General features: G+C 65.1%; 12 protein-coding genes. 4 read left to right on the forward strand and 8 right to left on the reverse strand.

The features are described 5' to 3' along the window. Positions 1-852, reverse strand: a complete 852-nt coding sequence (locus tag AAFG50_RS19580) for a phosphodiesterase (protein WP_028171121.1) — start codon at positions 850-852, stop codon at positions 1-3. 209 nt (positions 853-1,061) lie between these two features. After that, on the reverse strand, positions 1,062-2,537 hold the full coding sequence (locus AAFG50_RS19585) for a YdiU family protein (protein WP_028171122.1): 1,476 nt from the start codon (positions 2,535-2,537) through the stop codon (positions 1,062-1,064). Positions 2,538-2,733: 196 nt separating this feature from the next. On the opposite strand from AAFG50_RS19585, the gene aspS reads away from it, so the two are divergent. Beyond that, a complete protein-coding gene (aspS, locus tag AAFG50_RS19590) occupies positions 2,734-4,506 on the forward strand; it encodes an aspartate--tRNA ligase (protein WP_028171123.1) in 1,773 nt (590 codons plus the stop codon). A gap of 156 nt (positions 4,507-4,662) precedes the next feature. Here aspS and AAFG50_RS19595 read toward each other — a convergent pair whose 3' ends face one another. Next, complete coding sequence (locus AAFG50_RS19595; protein ID WP_028171124.1) at positions 4,663-6,633, reverse strand: hypothetical protein; 1,971 nt, start codon at positions 6,631-6,633, stop codon at positions 4,663-4,665. 246 nt (positions 6,634-6,879) lie between these two features. On the opposite strand from AAFG50_RS19595, the gene AAFG50_RS19600 reads away from it, so the two are divergent. Together AAFG50_RS19600 and AAFG50_RS19605 are read left to right on the forward strand one after the other, a co-directional pair. Then, positions 6,880-9,189, forward strand: a complete 2,310-nt coding sequence (locus AAFG50_RS19600; protein WP_028171125.1) for an NADP-dependent malic enzyme — start codon at positions 6,880-6,882, stop codon at positions 9,187-9,189. 354 nt (positions 9,190-9,543) lie between these two features. Beyond that, a complete protein-coding gene (locus tag AAFG50_RS19605; RefSeq protein WP_011086919.1) occupies positions 9,544-9,996 on the forward strand; it encodes a DoxX family membrane protein in 453 nt (150 codons plus the stop codon). Between the two features lie 33 nt (positions 9,997-10,029). Here AAFG50_RS19605 and AAFG50_RS19610 read toward each other — a convergent pair whose 3' ends face one another. The 4 genes from AAFG50_RS19610 to AAFG50_RS19625 form a co-directional block, all read right to left on the reverse strand. Continuing rightward, positions 10,030-10,581: a dihydrofolate reductase gene (locus tag AAFG50_RS19610; RefSeq protein ID WP_028171126.1), complete on the reverse strand. Its 552-nt coding sequence runs from the start codon at positions 10,579-10,581 to the stop codon at positions 10,030-10,032. Between the two features lie 7 nt (positions 10,582-10,588). Next, positions 10,589-11,602: a polysaccharide deacetylase family protein gene (locus AAFG50_RS19615; protein WP_161535150.1), complete on the reverse strand. Its 1,014-nt coding sequence runs from the start codon at positions 11,600-11,602 to the stop codon at positions 10,589-10,591. Positions 11,603-11,765: 163 nt separating this feature from the next. Then, a complete protein-coding gene (locus AAFG50_RS19620) occupies positions 11,766-12,335 on the reverse strand; it encodes a glutathione peroxidase (protein ID WP_028171128.1) in 570 nt (189 codons plus the stop codon). Positions 12,336-12,470: 135 nt separating this feature from the next. Next, positions 12,471-14,084, reverse strand: coding sequence for a L,D-transpeptidase (locus AAFG50_RS19625; protein WP_028171129.1), 1,614 nt, complete (start codon positions 14,082-14,084; stop codon positions 12,471-12,473). Between the two features lie 208 nt (positions 14,085-14,292). On the opposite strand from AAFG50_RS19625, the gene AAFG50_RS19630 reads away from it, so the two are divergent. Next, entirely contained in the window at positions 14,293-14,841 is a 549-nt protein-coding gene (locus AAFG50_RS19630) for a CreA family protein (RefSeq protein WP_011086924.1), read from the forward strand. Positions 14,842-14,875: 34 nt separating this feature from the next. On the opposite strand, the gene AAFG50_RS19635 is transcribed toward AAFG50_RS19630, so the two are convergent. Beyond that, on the reverse strand, positions 14,876-15,085 hold the full coding sequence (locus tag AAFG50_RS19635; RefSeq protein WP_028171130.1) for a hypothetical protein: 210 nt from the start codon (positions 15,083-15,085) through the stop codon (positions 14,876-14,878). Between the last annotated feature and the right edge of the window lie 168 nt (positions 15,086-15,253).

Below are 15,253 nucleotides of genomic sequence, written 5' to 3' on the forward strand. Positions count from 1 at the left end.
TCACCGCGCCGGGAAGTTGAGCGCATAGTCGCGGCCGTCCACTCCTGCCGGTGGCTCGAAGGGGAAGCGCAGACTTTCGTCGAGGAAGTCGTGGCTGTGCACGACCAGGTTCTCGCCGTCGATCAGCACCACGCCATAGGCCGGCGGCTCGTGGCTGGCGAGATGCTCGGCGGCGGCAGCGTCAAGCTCGAACCAGACCTGGTGGTTGGTGCCGCGCAGCGTCGAGAACGGAATCTTGCCGTAGCTGCCGAAGATCGGCCGGTGGACATGGCCGAAGAAGAGGTGGCGGATGCGCGAGCGATAGGGAGCGATGACTTCCGCGAATTCGGGGCTCTGCTTCAGCGATATCTCGTCCATCGCGTGGACGCCGACCGGGAAGGGCGGATGGTGCATGAAGACGACGAACGGCATGTCGGCCGGTGCGGCGGCCAGCGTGCTTGCGAGCCAGCCGAGACGCTTGGCGCACATTTCGCCGGCGTGGCTGGTCTCGTCCAGCGTATCCAGGAAGACGAACAGGCCGTGCTCGGTGATGCGCGTGCCCTGCACGAAGCCGTTGGAATCGCGCGGTGCGGCCTTCAGGCCGTCGAGGCAAGCTACGCGTTTGTCGTGGTTGCCGACCATGGCGATGTACGGGATTTTCAGCGCAGCCATCGCGTCTGCGAAATTGGCGTAGGATTCAGGCTCGCCCCAATGGGTGAGGTCGCCGGTCACGACGGCAAATGCGGCGTCGGACTGGTGCTTGTTGATGTCGGCGATCGCCGCGTCCAGCCGGGCGCGCGGATCGAGCCCATAGAGCTTCAGCCCGGGGTTCGCGAGATGCGTGTCGGTGATGTGAATGAATTTGAAGGGCATGGCGCGCTTTGTCGGGACTTGTTGGAGGATGGGCGCCTCCGGCAAGACGGCGCTGACAGGCCGTTAGAGCGCGAGTGTTTCAGTTTGATGACAGCGGTTCCCGCGGGCAGGACGTGTCCACAACGTCCACCGGACAGGAATGGATTCGCGCAAGGCGCAATCCATGCAGCGAATCAATTAGAGGTGGTGATGCGGGGGCGTGCGAACTTTCACGTCCCGCAGAACGTCTGCAACACCCGCTGGTCCGGTAGCGGCGGATCGGCATAAGCCGCATAGTCCGGCTGGTCCTCGTACGGCTTGGCCAGCACCTTCACCAATTCCTCGAACAGCGCGTAGTTGTCATCGTTGACCGCGGCCTGGATCACGGCCTCGACGCGGTGGTTGCGCGGGATGAAGAGCGGGTTGACGGCGTTCATGGCGGTCTGCCGCTCGGCGGCGGATTGCGGCTCGGCCGCGAGACGCTCGCGCCAGCGCCGGGCCCATTCATCGAAGGCTGCGGGGTCCATGAACTCTGCGCGGGCGTCGTCCGCGGCCGGATCGCCTGCGGCGTCACCCAGCCTGCGGAAGGTCAGGGTGAAGTCGGCCTGGTTCTTCGCCATGGCGTCGAGCAGGTCCTGGATCAGGGCCTCGTCGCCGTCGCGCTCCGTGAACAGGCCGACCTTCTTGCGCAGGCCCGCCTGATAGGCCTTGCTGAATGTCTCGGGGAATGCGCCGAGAATGTCCTGTGCCTGCTCGACCACCTTCTCCTGCTCTTCGCCGAACAGCGGCAGCAGGCACTCGGCCAGCCGGGTCAGATTCCACAGCGCGATGCGCGGCTGGTTGGCGTAGGCGTAGCGGCCCATCTCGTCGATCGAGGAGAAGACCTGCGCGGGATTGTAGGCATCCATGAAGGCGCAGGGGCCGTAATCGATGGTCTCGCCCGAGATCGAAGAATTGTCGGTGTTCATCACGCCGTGGATGAAGCCGACCAGCAGCCAGCGCGCGACGAGCTCGGCCTGGCGCGCGACGACGCCGGCAAGCAGCGCGTGATAGGGCCGCTCGGTACCGAGCAGCTCGGGATAGTGACGGGCGATGACGTGATCGGCGAGCCGGCGGATCGCGTCGGTATCGCGGCGGACGGCAAAGAACTGGAAGGTGCCGACGCGGATGTGGCTCGCGGCGACGCGGGTCAGCACCGCGCCAGGCAGCGCGGTCTCGCGGATGACGTGCTCGCCGGTGACGACGGCGGCAAGCGAGCGTGTGGTCGGAATGCCCAACGCGTACATCGCTTCGCTGACGATGTATTCGCGCAAGACGGGCCCGAGCGCAGCGCGGCCGTCGCCGCGGCGGGAGAACGGGGTGGGACCGCTTCCCTTGAGCTGGATGTCGCGGCGGACGCCGTCCCGGTCGATGACCTCGCCGAGCAGGATCGCCCGGCCGTCGCCGAGCTGGGGCACGAACTGCCCGAATTGGTGGCCGGCATAGGCCATGGCGATGGGGTCGGCTCCATCAGGAACCGTCTTGCCCGCCAGGATCTCGGCGCCCTCAGGGGTCTCCAGCATATTCGGGTCGAGGCCGAGCTGGACCGCCAGCGGCCGGTTCAGCTTGATGAGCCGGGGGGCTGCGACCGGGGTCGGCGCGACCCGGGCAAAGAAGCTGTCCGGCAGCGCCGAATAGGAGTTCTGGAAGGGGAAATGGACGGTCATGGAGGTAAAGATAGGCGGGGAACGCCTGATGGCAAAGGCTTGAGCCCAGATCGGCCAAAAATGGGCCTTCCGGGCCCCAAACAGGCCGTTCCCTTGGTTGCCGCCTTGGGCCTCGTCGGGTAAACCCTGCCGCAACTTTCGGACCGGCCACCTCAGTCGTCCGATTCGCTTCCTCAGACATCAATTTGGGACGACCATGCATCGCTACCGGTCACATACATGCGGCGCGCTCCGCGAGAGCAACATCGGCGAGACGATCCGCCTCTCGGGCTGGGTCCATCGCGTTCGCGACCATGGCGGCGTGCTGTTCATCGACCTGCGCGACCATTATGGCCTGACCCAGTGCGTGGTCGACCCGGACTCGCCGGCGTTCTCGCTGGCCGAAAAGCTGCGCTCGGAATTCGTGGTCAAGATGGACGGCAAGGTCCGCCGCCGCCCTGAAGGCACCGACAACGACGATTTGCCGACCGGCAAGATCGAGATCTATGTCAGCGAGATCGAGGTGCTGGGCCCGGCCGGCGACCTGCCGCTGCCGGTGTTCGGCGACCAGGAATATCCTGAGGATATCAGGCTCAAATATCGCTTCCTGGATCTGCGTCGCGAAAAACTGCACCAGAACATCATGACGCGCGTCGAAATCATCAAGTCGATGCGTCGGCGCATGGAGGGGCAGGGCTTCTTCGAGTTCAACACCCCGATCCTGACCGCGTCCTCGCCGGAAGGCGCGCGCGACTTCCTGGTGCCCTCGCGCATCCATCCCGGCAAGTTCTACGCGCTGCCGCAGGCGCCGCAGCAGTACAAGCAATTGCTGATGATGTCGGGCTTCGACCGCTACTTCCAGATCGCGCCGTGCTTCCGCGACGAGGACCCGCGCGCCGACCGCTTGCCGGGCGAGTTCTACCAGCTCGACGTCGAGATGAGCTTCGTCACGCAGGAAGACGTGTTCGCGGCGATGGAGCCTGTCATCACCGGCGTGTTCGAGGAGTTTGCCAAGGGCAAGCCGGTGAGCAAGAACTGGCGCCGCATCCCGTTCGCCGAAGCGCTGCGCAAATACGGCAGCGACAAGCCGGACCTGCGCAACCCCATCGAGATGCAGGACGTCTCCGAGCACTTCCGCGGCTCCGGCTTCAAGGTGTTCGCGCGCATGCTCGAAGACCCCAAGAATCAGGTCTGGGCGATCCCGGCGCCGGGCGGCGGCAGCCGCGCCTTCTGCGACCGCATGAACTCCTGGGCGCAAGGTGAAGGCCAGCCCGGTCTCGGCTACATCATGTGGCGCGAGGGCGGCGAGGGCGCTGGTCCCTTGGCGAACAACATCGGGCCTGAGCGCACCGCTGCGATCCGCGCGCAGATCGGCGTCAAAGAAGGCGATGCCGCCTTCTTCGTCGCCGGCGATCCCGACAAGTTCTGGAAGTTCTCAGGCCTTGCCCGCAACAAGGTCGGCGAGGAATTGAACCTCACCGACAAGGAGCGGTTCGAGCTCGCCTGGATCGTCGATTTCCCGATGTACGAGTACAACGAGGACGACAAGAAGGTCGACTTCTCGCACAACCCGTTCTCGATGCCGCAGGGCGGCCTCGAGGCGCTGAAGGGCCAGGATCCGCTGACCGTCAAGGCGTTCCAGTACGACATCACCTGCAACGGCTACGAGATCGCTTCGGGCGGCATCCGCAACCACGTACCGGAAGCGATGGTGAAGGCGTTCGAGATCGCCGGCTATGGCGAGCAGGAAGTGGTCGACCGCTTCGGCGGCATGTACCGCGCCTTCCAGTACGGCGCGCCGCCGCATGGCGGCATGGCCGCGGGCGTTGACCGCATCGTGATGCTGCTGTGCGGCACCACCAATTTGCGCGAGATCTCGCTGTTCCCGATGAACCAGCAGGCCATGGACCTCCTGATGGGCGCACCGTCGGAAGCCACGACCAAGCAGCTCCGCGAGCTGCATGTGCGAGTGAACCTGCCGCAGAAGTGAATGCGTACCCCGGACGCAGCGCAGCGCTTCTTCAGCGGTGCGCTGCAGAGCCGGGGCCCAGACTTCACGGACGGTGACCCTGGGTCCCGGCTCTGCGTCGCGTCATTTCATGCCGCGCCGCGTCCGGGACACGAGACCGCCGAGCGAACGCTCGGCCTACAACCCCGTCGACGCCTCGATGCGGAATTGTGCCAGCGCGACGATCGGCTCGCTGTTCAGGGCGCCGAGCAGCTGAAGCATCGGCACCTTGCCGAGCGGCGTCAGCTTGATGGTGAGCGTTTGCCCTGACGTCTCGACGAAGCCGGCGATGGCATCGACCGCGGTCTTGGCATCGGGATTGGCGGCCGCGATCTTCTCGCCCTGTGCCCGGATCATCTCGACGATGGCGCCGCGCGCCGCGTCGCGGCTGACATTCTGCATGCGGGAGAACTGCGCCACGAGCAGATCGACGACGCCGCTGTCGCGCAGGGAGAGCTCGATCGCGCCGGCTTCGATCTGCCCGGCCTGGCTCATGGCTTGCACCGGGTCGGCCGTGAATACGCCGCGCGGCACGTTGGCGAGTGCGAGGCGGGCCTGCGCCTTGGCGAGGTTGCCGAGGTCGATGGTGGCCGGCGCGAGCGCCAGCGCGCCCGAGGACTCCGTCCAGGCCGCGCCGAGATCGAGGTTGATTGCCAGTTTGTCGATGCCGGCCATCGTCAGCGGCAGCTGCGTGGGATTGGCCGGATCGGTGGGGGCGACCATCTTCACGACCAGATTGGCCTTGCTCGGGATCGACCCGACCAGCTGGCCCCAGTTCAGGCTGATCGTGTCGATGGTGACGAGCTGCCGCGTGTTCTTGTAGGGCGAGACCACGCCCTTGATCTCGGCGCCTTCGAGCACCCGGAACAGGCCCAGCATCTGATCGGGCGAGGGCGGCTGCCCGGGCGTGGTGAGGCTCGCGGCCCAACGAAACAGGTTCGCCAGGCTGAGCGATTTGAGCGCGAAGCGCTCCATCTTCACTTGGCCTTGCGGCGTCGGCGCATCCAGGCCTTCGAGCGCGAACTCGCCCTCCTGGTATCTGATCGCCCTGAGTCGGGGCGTCCCTTGCGGGGTCGTGATCGACATGGTGCCGATCTCGATCTTGCCGACGCGAAGGCCGTCATAGAGGCCGGCGAGCTTCTCCATCATCTCGCGCGATTGCGCCGGGGTCGGCTGGACGGAGCGGTCCGTCGGCAGCAGTGCCAGAATCTCGACCGGCCGGAATTTTGACGGCTGGACCGCGATATCGGCGATCGCGATGCCGTCGACCTGCATCCGCACGCCGTGCGTCGACGTCGCCACGTAAAGGCCGCTCGACATTTGTCCGTAAACGCGATGGTAGCTGTCGTCGTTGGCCTTCTGCGGATCGAGGGCGGCGGCGATTGCGGTCGAGTCGAAATCATTGATGATGAGGTCGGACATCTCGCCGCTCAGCTTGTCCGCCTTGCCGGCCTGCTCCACGTTGATCGTGAAGGAGGCGCGGTCGGCCTTCATCGCGTCGACCTTGCCCTTGCCGAGCTTCTGGATCGCGAGCCCCGAATAGACGACCTCGCCGCTGCCGGCGGCGCCTTTGCCGGCATCGAAGGCGATGGTGAGGGTCGGTGCCGTGACTGAAGATGCGGTCACGCTCGCATACTGATCGAGCACAAATCGGTACAAGTCGATCAGGGCGCCTGACGCCGGCGCATTCTGGACGTGAACAGGGCCCGCGTAATCGCGCATGATCATCTGCGGGATCTTGTAGGAGGCTTTCAGCTTCCCGGGGCCGACTTCGTCCAGCGCAACCTCGAAACCGGAGATATCGATGCTGTCGGCCGCAAAGCGGGTCTCATCGGTCTGGCGGAGGCCCACGCCCTTGATGCCGGCGATCTTGACGTGTGCCTGTGGCTGCCCGGCGGGATCGACTGCGATGTCCTCGATGGTCAGCGTCCGGCTCGTCACGTCGAACGCCACCTTGCCGTGGCTTGCCTTGCCGCCCTGGCTGCGGATCCGGTCGAAGACGGCCTCGATCTCCGCGGTGGCGCGATGTCTGGCATAGAGGTTGAAGCCGAACCATCCGCCCGCGGCGAGCACGGCGAGTGCGATCAGGCCGATCAGGATCCGCTTCATTCTCAGCTCCAGTTGCTCGTTTTGCACTGCGCAACCTGCCATATTCGCAAAGCGCGGGGCGGTCCAGGGAAAGCTATGGTTTTCAAATATTTGACCGTGCGGCCTGTTGATGGGGGCGGAATCGGATGTTGCCACCGGGGCGCCGGCCGTGCTTCATCCCGTTTCCATGACCCGGAATACCGCGACCCGCGACAGACCGGTCAGGACAACGTAGTTTGAGGCCGGTAACGCGAGGCAAGAGACCGCATGTCGTCCTATTCTGATGACCTCCACCAGGCGGCGCTCGCCTATCATCGTCTGCCGCGCCCCGGCAAGCTCGAGATCCAGGCGACCAAGCCGCTTGCCAACCAGCGCGACCTCGCGCTTGCCTATTCTCCGGGCGTTGCGGCTGCCTGCACCGAGATCGCCAAGAACCCGGCCGAGGCGGCGACGCTGACCACCCGCGCCAACCTGGTCGCCGTGGTCTCGAACGGCACCGCGGTGCTCGGCCTCGGCAATATCGGCCCGCTGGCCTCCAAGCCCGTGATGGAGGGCAAGGCGGTCCTGTTCAAGAAGTTTGCCGGCATCGACGTGTTCGATATCGAGATCGCCGCCGACACCATCGACCGGGTGGTCGAGACCGTGGCGGCGCTCGAGCCGACTTTCGGCGGCATCAATCTCGAGGACATCCGCGGGCCGGAGTGCTTCGAGATCGAGGCGCGGCTGAAGGAGCGCATGAAGATCCCGGTCTTCCATGACGACCAGCACGGCACCGCGATCATCGTCGCCGCCGCCATCACCAACGGCCTCAGGCTGAACGGCAAGAAGCTGTCGGACGTCAAGATCGTGGCGTCAGGGGCAGGTGCTGCCGCGATTGCGACGCTCAATCTTCTGGTGTCGATGGGCGCGCAGCGCAAGAACATCTGGGTCTGCGACATCGACGGCCTCGTGCATGAGGGCCGCAACACCTCGATGGACCGCTGGAAGGCGGTCTATGCGCAGAAGACCGACAAGCGCACGCTCGCCGACGTCATCGGCGGCGCGGACATCTTCATCGGGCTGTCGGCACCGGGCGTCCTCAAGCCTGAGATGGCCAAGGCGATGGGCGACAAGCCGCTCATCATGGCGCTCGCCAATCCGACGCCCGAAATCATGCCGGAGGAAGCGCGGAAGGTGCGCCCCGACGCCATGATCTGCACCGGCCGCTCGGACTATCCGAACCAGGTCAACAACGTCCTGTGCTTTCCCTTCATCTTCCGCGGCGCGCTCGACGTCGGTGCCAGCGCCATCAACGAGGAGATGAAGCACGCCGCCGTCGAAGCCATCGCGCAGCTCGCGCGCGAGGCGCCGTCGGATGCGGTGGCGCAAGGGGTCGACACCGGCGAGATGGGAGGCTTCGGTCCGGGCTCGCTGATTCCGAGCCCGTTCGATCCACGGCTGATCCTGCGCGTGGCGCCGGCGGTCGCGAAGGCCGCGATCGAGTCGGGCGTCGCGACGCGCCCCATCACCAATTTCGACGAATATGCCGCGCAGCTCATGCGCTTCGCCTTCCGCTCCGGCCTCGTCATGAAGCCGATGTTCGCCAAGGCCAAGACCCAGCCGGTGCGCGTGATCTATGCCGAGGGCGAGGACGAGCGCGTGCTGCGCGCCACGCAGGTGGTGCTGGAGGAGAAGCTGGCGACGCCGATCCTGGTCGGTCGTCCGTCCGTGGTGGAGGCGCGCATCAAGCGCTTCGGCCTGTCGATCAAGGCCGGCAAGGATTTCGACCTCGTCAACCCCGAGGACGATCCGCGCTACCGATCCTACGTGCAGTCCTATGTCGAAGTCGCCGGCCGCCGCGGCGTGACGCCGGATGCGGCGCGCACGGTGGTACGCACCAACAACACGGTCATCGCCGCGCTCGCGGTGACGCGCGGGGAGGCGGATGCGATGCTCTGCGGCGTCGAGGGCCGCTACATGAGCCATCTGCGCCATGTCCGCGAGATCGTCGGCTTCTCAGCAGGGATCAGCGACTATGCGGCGCTGGCGCTGCTGATCACCAGCAAGGGCGCGTTCTTCATCGCCGATACGCAGGTTCGCCCCAACCCCAGCGCGGAAGAACTCGCCGAGATCGCCTCGCTCGCGGCGGTCCACGTCCAGCGCTTCAACATCAAGCCGAAGATCGCCTTCGTCTCGCATTCCGATTTCGGCAGCTACGACACCGAGTCCTCGCGCAAGATGCGCCGGGCGACCCAGCTCCTGAAGGAGAAGCATCCGGAGATCGAGGCCGACGGCGAGATGCAGGGCGACACGGCACTTTCGGCCGCTGCGCGCAAGATGGTGCTGCCGCACTCCAACCTCGAGGGCGAGGCCAACATCATGATCATGCCGACGCTCGACACCGCCAACGTCGCCTATCAGATGATCAAGTCGCTCGCGGATGCACTGCCCGTCGGCCCGATCCTGATCGGCCCGGCGCGCCCGGCGCATATCCTCACCCCCTCGGTGACCGCGCGCGGCATCCTCAACATGACTGCGGTCGCCGTCGTGGAAGCGCAGGAGCGCGCGGCGCGGCAGCAGCCGACGTTGTTTACCTGAGGCGGGACCTCTTCGCCTCTCCCCGCTTGCGGGGAGAGGCCGGATCGCATCGTCAGATGCGATCCGGGTGAGGGGGACTCTCCGCGAGTCCAATTCTCACCGCCCCCGTGGAGGCTCCCCTCACCCCAACCCTCTCAGCGCGAGCGAAGCTCGTCGCGGCCCCGCATCCGCCTTCGCCAAGGCTTCGGCGGACAAGAGCGGGGCGAGAGAGCACACCTCCGGCGCATCCGCCCTTCAATCTTTTCAAAACAGTTCTCCATTTCCCCGTTTGTAAACCGGCCAACGACTCTTCATAATCGCTCAGGACTTTCGTCCAAGTTCCGATCTTAGAAAGCCTGAGCCAAGAGGCCGATCATGCCAGCGTTCGTGACTTTCGGGCGAATTCTGTTCGCCGTGCTGTTCATCTACACGGGCGCGACGAAACTGTTCGCCATCCAGGCGACCGCCGATTTCATTGCCACCAAGGTCGTGGTGCCTGACATCATCGCGCCTTACGCCAAGCAGATCGAGACGGCGACCGCCATGACGACGCCGCAGCTGCTGGCGATCGCGGTCGGCGCGCTCGAGATCATCGCCGGCTTGATGATCGCGCTGAACTTCGGGGCGCGGTTCTTCGCCATGCTGCTGATCGTCTACGTCGCGGTCGCAACCGTGCTGTTCTACGACTTCTGGAATCTGGCGGCGCCCGACAACGCAAAGATGCTGGTCGATGCGCTGAAGAATCTCTCGATCATCGGTGCGCTCTGCATGATCATCGGCTATGGCCGCGCCACGCGGCCGGTCGAGGCGGCTTACGGGGACGTGTAGGGCGTTTTTGCAGGGAGCGTTGTTGCAGTGCACCTACGCCCGACGCCACGGTGTCACCGTGACGTCATGCGCCGCGTCGAGCACATAGGGCGCGTCCGGCTTCATCCCGTGTGACGCCAGCACCTCGTGCGGGGTCCGCTCGGGCACGCCGACAAAACAACCTTCGCCGCCGGGCAGGCGCAGATGCGGGGCTTCCGACAGCCAGAACGTGTCGTAACGGTCCATGAACATGTCGAACACGACGGGACCGCCGATGATCGCGACCATGCCGGAGGCGACATCGGCGAAGGCGCAGGCCTCCTCGAAGCTCGCGTGATCCGGATTCCACAATGTCGCGTTCGGCATCTCCGGATCGACGGTGAGGGCCTTGATCTTGCGGGTCGTGATCAGCCGCTTGCGCTTCGGAGAGTTCGGCTGCTGCTCATGTGAGTGCCGGCCGTGCACGATCAGCGCGGCGCGATCGAGCGCCTGCTCGAAGAACAGCTTGTCGCCTTCGAACTTCAGGCTGTCAGGCATGACATGGCTCGCGTCGGCGAGCATGCCGTCCGCGGAGACGATGACGTAGCCTTCGATACAGAAAGACAATTGCCGGCTATTCCGAAACGGTCGTCACCACGGAATTGACCGGGCGCTGGCTCACCGTCGGCAGCTTGACGTCCTTGAGCAGCTCCTGGTCGTATTCGGGCAGCGAAGACGCCGGGAACTTGGCGCGCATCGCCACCACCTTGTAGCCGCCTGCCTTTAGGCGCTTGAGGAGCTCGGGCAGGGCTTCTGCCGTATGCTTCTGGAAGTCGTGCATCAGGACGATGCCCTTGCCCTTGCTGTCGAGCTTCTTCATCACCGTCTCGATCACCTTCTCGGGCTTCGAGGCCTTGAAGTCGAACGAGTCGATGTCGCAGGAGAAGATCGCCGTGTTGCGGTTGCCGAGATAGGTGACCATCTCCGGCGGATGCTGGAGTGCCGGGAAGCGGAAGAACGGCGAGGGCGAGATGCCGCCGAGCGCCCATTTCACCGCCGACAGGCCCTTCTCGATTTCTTCCTTGCGCTGCGCTTCCGTGAGCTTCTTGTTGTTGAGATTGGCGTGCGACCAGGTGTGGGTGCCGACGGTGTGGCCGGCAGCGTAGACCTGCTTCAGGATTTCCGGCTCATAGGTCGCGTGCTTGCCGATCGAGAAGAAGATGCCGGTGGTGCATTCATCGGCGAGCGCCTTCAGCACGGCGGGCGTGTTCTTCGGCCAGGGGCCGTCGTCGAAGGTCAACACCACCTCCTTGTCGCGCAGGAAGTCGAGCTCCTTGAAGTGCTCGAAGCCGAAGCCTGGACCGCCTGTCGTGTCGATCTCGACGGTGCGGGCGACCCCGAGCGCGTCGGGTGTGTTGCAGGCCGCGCGTGCGGGCTGCGGCGCCTGCTTGGGCGGCGGCGGATTGACGAAGCCCGCTGGCGCGGCGGCCGCTGCAGGAGCCGGTGCTGCCGCTGGAGCAGCCGGCGTCGCGGCCGGTGCGGCACCCGTTGCGGCGGCGGGCTTCGCGGCCGGGGCCTGCGACCATGCCGCGCCGGTCATGCCTAAAGACATCGCGCTTGCCAAAATCAGTCCTGCCGCCACACGCATGGTGTTGTCCTCGAGATTGATCCCGTTGTTCCGCCGTGACTTTTCGCCTCCGGCAAAACCATCCTGCCCCAAACGATCTTAGCCTAGATGGTGGGCCATCGCCATTGCAACGGCTGTTTGGCATCCCGCCACAATTGTGCCCAACCGGATGGGGCGCGTTGCATCAAGTGTCGGCCAGCGTCTTGGCAATCGCCGTCTTGATTCGCGTATCGGTCGGCTCGATGGCGGAGGCAAATACCTCGGCGATATAGCCGTCACGCCCGATCAGGTATTTGTGGAAGTTCCAACGCGGAACATCCTTCGGGCGCGCGTCGGCCGCCCATTTGTAGAACGGATGCGCCCTCGCGCCGATCACTGTGGCCTTGGCCGCGATCGGGAAGGTAACGCCGTATTGGTGGTGCGCGGTCTCCGTGATCTCGCTCGTTCCGCCCGGCTCCTGGCCGCCGAAATCGTTGGAGGGCACGCCGATCACGGTGAGCCCGCGCTCGCGAAACTCGCTCCAGAGCTCTTGCAGCCCCGCGTATTGGGGCGTGTAGCCGCAGAGCGAGGCGGTGTTGACCACCAGCAGCGGTTTGCCGGTGAAAGCGGCGAGGCGGATGTCGTCGCCGGACAACGCGGGAAAGGAGAAGGCGTAGGCCGAGATCCGGCTCATGCCGCCATCGGCGACCGCGCGCGTCACCGGAGCGACGGCGCCTGCAAGCGCCGCGATGAGCATGGTCCTTCGGTTCATCATGACGGCGTCCCCCGAAATGATCCGGGATGCATGTTACTCCGCCGCTGCGATCGGCCTCGTCAACACCGCGTTATCGGGAGCGGCGAAGCGCCTGGAGCCATTTCCGTTCCGATGGATCGGGCGCTCGAAAACGCTCTAGTAGAGCCGGACGATGAAATCAGTGCCTTCGCCGGTTTCGCCCTGGTTGATGCCCTGGTCGGAGACGATGACCGAGCCGCCCGAGGTCAGCATCTCGTTGATCTTCGCCATGGTGTCGGCGGGGATCGCGATGCGGTCGAGCGCCTCAGCCGGGTTGTCCGGCGTGACCACCGGCTTTGCGGCGACGGGGATCACGGCGGCGCCACGCTGGCGGCGCGTCACGCGGCTGTCATCCTCGCGCGCGGCGGCGCGAGCGGAGACGGGCAGCGACACCACCGACCAATGCAATGCATTGGCGTCGGTCTTGTCGACTTCGGCGGTGAAGACGTGCGTGCCGAGCGGCCGGTCGCTCGCGGCGATCGTAACCGGCACCTCGAACAGCGGCGCGAAATTCTGCCGCACGTAGAGCTTGGAATCCTTGCGACTGATGAAGACGGCGATCTGGCCGGCCCGCTTGGGCGCTTCCGGCTTCGCCGCAGGCGCAGGATCGGCAACGCGGCTCTCGTCCTTCTTGGCGTCCGGCGCGGGTGCCGTAGCCGTCACGGCGGCATCAGGCTTCCTTGCGGCGTCGGCCGCGTCAGTCTTGACGGGCTCGGACTTGACGGCATCGACCTTGTCGGCGGGCCTGTCGTCGGAGGCCGTGGTCGCTTTGGGTGCCTCGGCGGAATCGGTCGGCTTCGCATCGGCGTTTGCCGGCCTGGCCGCGTCAGACGCTTCGGCGGTTTTCGTTGCGTCAAGCTTGTCGGCCGGTGCGGCCGCTTCCGCGCGGGCCGGCGCATTGCCCGTCGTCATGTCCGACATCACGGTGTGGCCGACCGACGAGCGCAGCTCGAGCACGCTCTCGGCGCTGGCGGTCTTGGTCTCGGGCGGTTTGGCTTCAGTGACCTTGGCTGGTGCGCCCTTGTCGGCCTTGTCGCCGATGTTGGTCTGAGGCTCGACGCTGGCCGCGGGCTGCGGCGGCACGCGCACGGAGGCGAGCAGCGGGTGCTGGAAGCTGTGCGGCGTCATCTCGCCGGGCGAGACGATGACGCGTGCACCCATCTTGGTCCAATTCCACATCTTCACCGCGAACGCCATCGGCATGCGGATGCAGCCATGCGAGGCCGGATAACCCGGCAGCACGCCGGCATGCATGGCGACACCGGACCAGGTGATCCGCTGCATGTACGGCATCGGCGCGCCGCTATAGATGTTGGAGTGGTGGAATTTGTGCTTCTGGATGACGCTGAACACACCCATCGGCGTCGAGTGGCCCTTCATGCCTGTCGACACCGGGGATTCCGCGAACACGCCGTTGGTGTCGTAGACCGTCACCTTCTGCCGGTCGATCGAGACGACGATGACGAGCGGCCCTTGCGGCTTGGTGCCGACTTCCTTCTCGGCAACCGCGTCCTTCTTGCCGGCCGCGCCGCGCTTCTGCGGCTTCTGGCGCGGGACTTCGAGATGCCGATCCTGACGGGAGGCGTAGGACCCGTCGGAATAATCCGTCCAGTAGTAAAATGCTGCGTCCGCCTGGCTTGCCGTACCGATCGCACCAGCCGTCGCCAAAATGGCGACCTGCCACAGCCGCGCCGGCTTGGCAGAAGAACCGGACCCCTTCACGCTATTCATCCTCGAATCCATAATCCAAATCAGACATTAGTCTCGTAGAGGGGATACGCGTTCACCGGCAAGGCAGTTCTGCCATCAGCTACATTTGTCCAAGACGTAGCAAAAAAGCCTCACGGAGCGGTAAACGGCGGCCGCTCCTCGCGGCCAGTCGCCTTCCTGTCTGGCTGTCTCATCCCTACATTGCGGGTACTTGTTACCGGAGAACTTCATGTCATCTCGTTTCCCCGGTCTTTCCGGCATCCGCTTGAAAGGCCTTGCTTTATTCCTCCTGGCTCTGGTCGTGCCGGTGGCTTCCGCCCAGGCTGCCGACGAGCCGGATCTGATCTTCCGCCGCTCGACCGTCTTCAAATGGGTCAGCCCGAATGACAAGCTCGCGACCTACGGCCTCGATGATCCCGAGGTGGAAGGTGTCGCCTGTCATTTCACCGTGCCGGAGAAGGGTGGTTTCAAGGGCTGGCTCGGCCTTGCCGAGGAGGTCTCGGACATCTCGCTCGCCTGCCGCCAGGTCGGGCCCATCAAGTTCAAGGACAAGATGGAACAAGGCGACGACATGTTCCGCAGGCGACGCTCGCTGTTCTTCAAGAAGATGCAGATCGTGCGTGGCTGCGACGCCAAGCGCAACGTGCTGGTCTACATGGTCTATTCGGACAAGCTGATCGAGGGCTCGCCGAAGAACTCGACCTCGACCGTGCCGATCATGCCGTGGGGACCGGCGGACGCCAACGTCCAGAAGTGCGGCGAATTCTTCACTCAGTGACGCCGTTTGCGTTCACTCAGTGACGCGTTTGCGTTCACTCGGTGACGACAGCACGGCTGACGCGCGGTTTTGCGAGATGCGAGCCGGTCAGCCGCACGAACATCTGCGGCGCGGCCTCAAAGCCGCGGCTCGATTGCAGCGCCATTTCGCTCGTCGAAGTGACGGGGCCGCGAACAGGTCGTTGATCTCCGCGGTCCGTCCGCTGCTCCGCCTCGCGCGTCGTTGCGCGTTTTCCCGCCATCATGATGGCCATCCCTCACGTGATCGCGCCCGGTGATCCGGGCGTCTCGGTTTCGATGGCTTGGGTCGCAGCCGAAGCGCCCCCGGTTCGACAGGGCCCAACCTTCGTTTGGTTTCTCTTCAGCAGAAAAACGTAAAATGCGTATGAAGCGTGCAAGGCGCGCGCGTGACA

The sequence above is a fragment of the Bradyrhizobium sp. B039 genome (assembly GCF_038965675.1).
Taxonomy (GTDB): Bacteria; Pseudomonadota; Alphaproteobacteria; order Rhizobiales; family Xanthobacteraceae; genus Bradyrhizobium; species Bradyrhizobium diazoefficiens.

Excerpts from the sequence above, each read along its gene's own strand:
- AAFG50_RS19580 (WP_028171121.1), bottom strand. The coding sequence starts at position 852 with ATGCCCTTCAAATTCATTCACATCACCGACACGCATCTCGCGAACCCC.
- AAFG50_RS19600 (WP_028171125.1), top strand. The coding sequence starts at position 6,880 with ATGTCGTCCTATTCTGATGACCTCCACCAGGCGGCGCTCGCCTATCAT.
- aspS (WP_028171123.1), top strand. The coding sequence starts at position 2,734 with ATGCATCGCTACCGGTCACATACATGCGGCGCGCTCCGCGAGAGCAAC.
- AAFG50_RS19630 (WP_011086924.1), top strand. The coding sequence starts at position 14,293 with ATGTCATCTCGTTTCCCCGGTCTTTCCGGCATCCGCTTGAAAGGCCTT.
- AAFG50_RS19585 (WP_028171122.1), bottom strand. The coding sequence starts at position 2,537 with ATGACCGTCCATTTCCCCTTCCAGAACTCCTATTCGGCGCTGCCGGAC.
- AAFG50_RS19605 (WP_011086919.1), top strand. The coding sequence starts at position 9,544 with ATGCCAGCGTTCGTGACTTTCGGGCGAATTCTGTTCGCCGTGCTGTTC.
- AAFG50_RS19625 (WP_028171129.1), bottom strand. The coding sequence starts at position 14,084 with ATGAATAGCGTGAAGGGGTCCGGTTCTTCTGCCAAGCCGGCGCGGCTG.
- AAFG50_RS19595 (WP_028171124.1), bottom strand. The coding sequence starts at position 6,633 with ATGAAGCGGATCCTGATCGGCCTGATCGCACTCGCCGTGCTCGCCGCG.
- AAFG50_RS19615 (WP_161535150.1), bottom strand. The coding sequence starts at position 11,602 with ATGCGTGTGGCGGCAGGACTGATTTTGGCAAGCGCGATGTCTTTAGGC.
- AAFG50_RS19635 (WP_028171130.1), bottom strand. The coding sequence starts at position 15,085 with ATGATGGCGGGAAAACGCGCAACGACGCGCGAGGCGGAGCAGCGGACG.
- AAFG50_RS19620 (WP_028171128.1), bottom strand. The coding sequence starts at position 12,335 with ATGATGAACCGAAGGACCATGCTCATCGCGGCGCTTGCAGGCGCCGTC.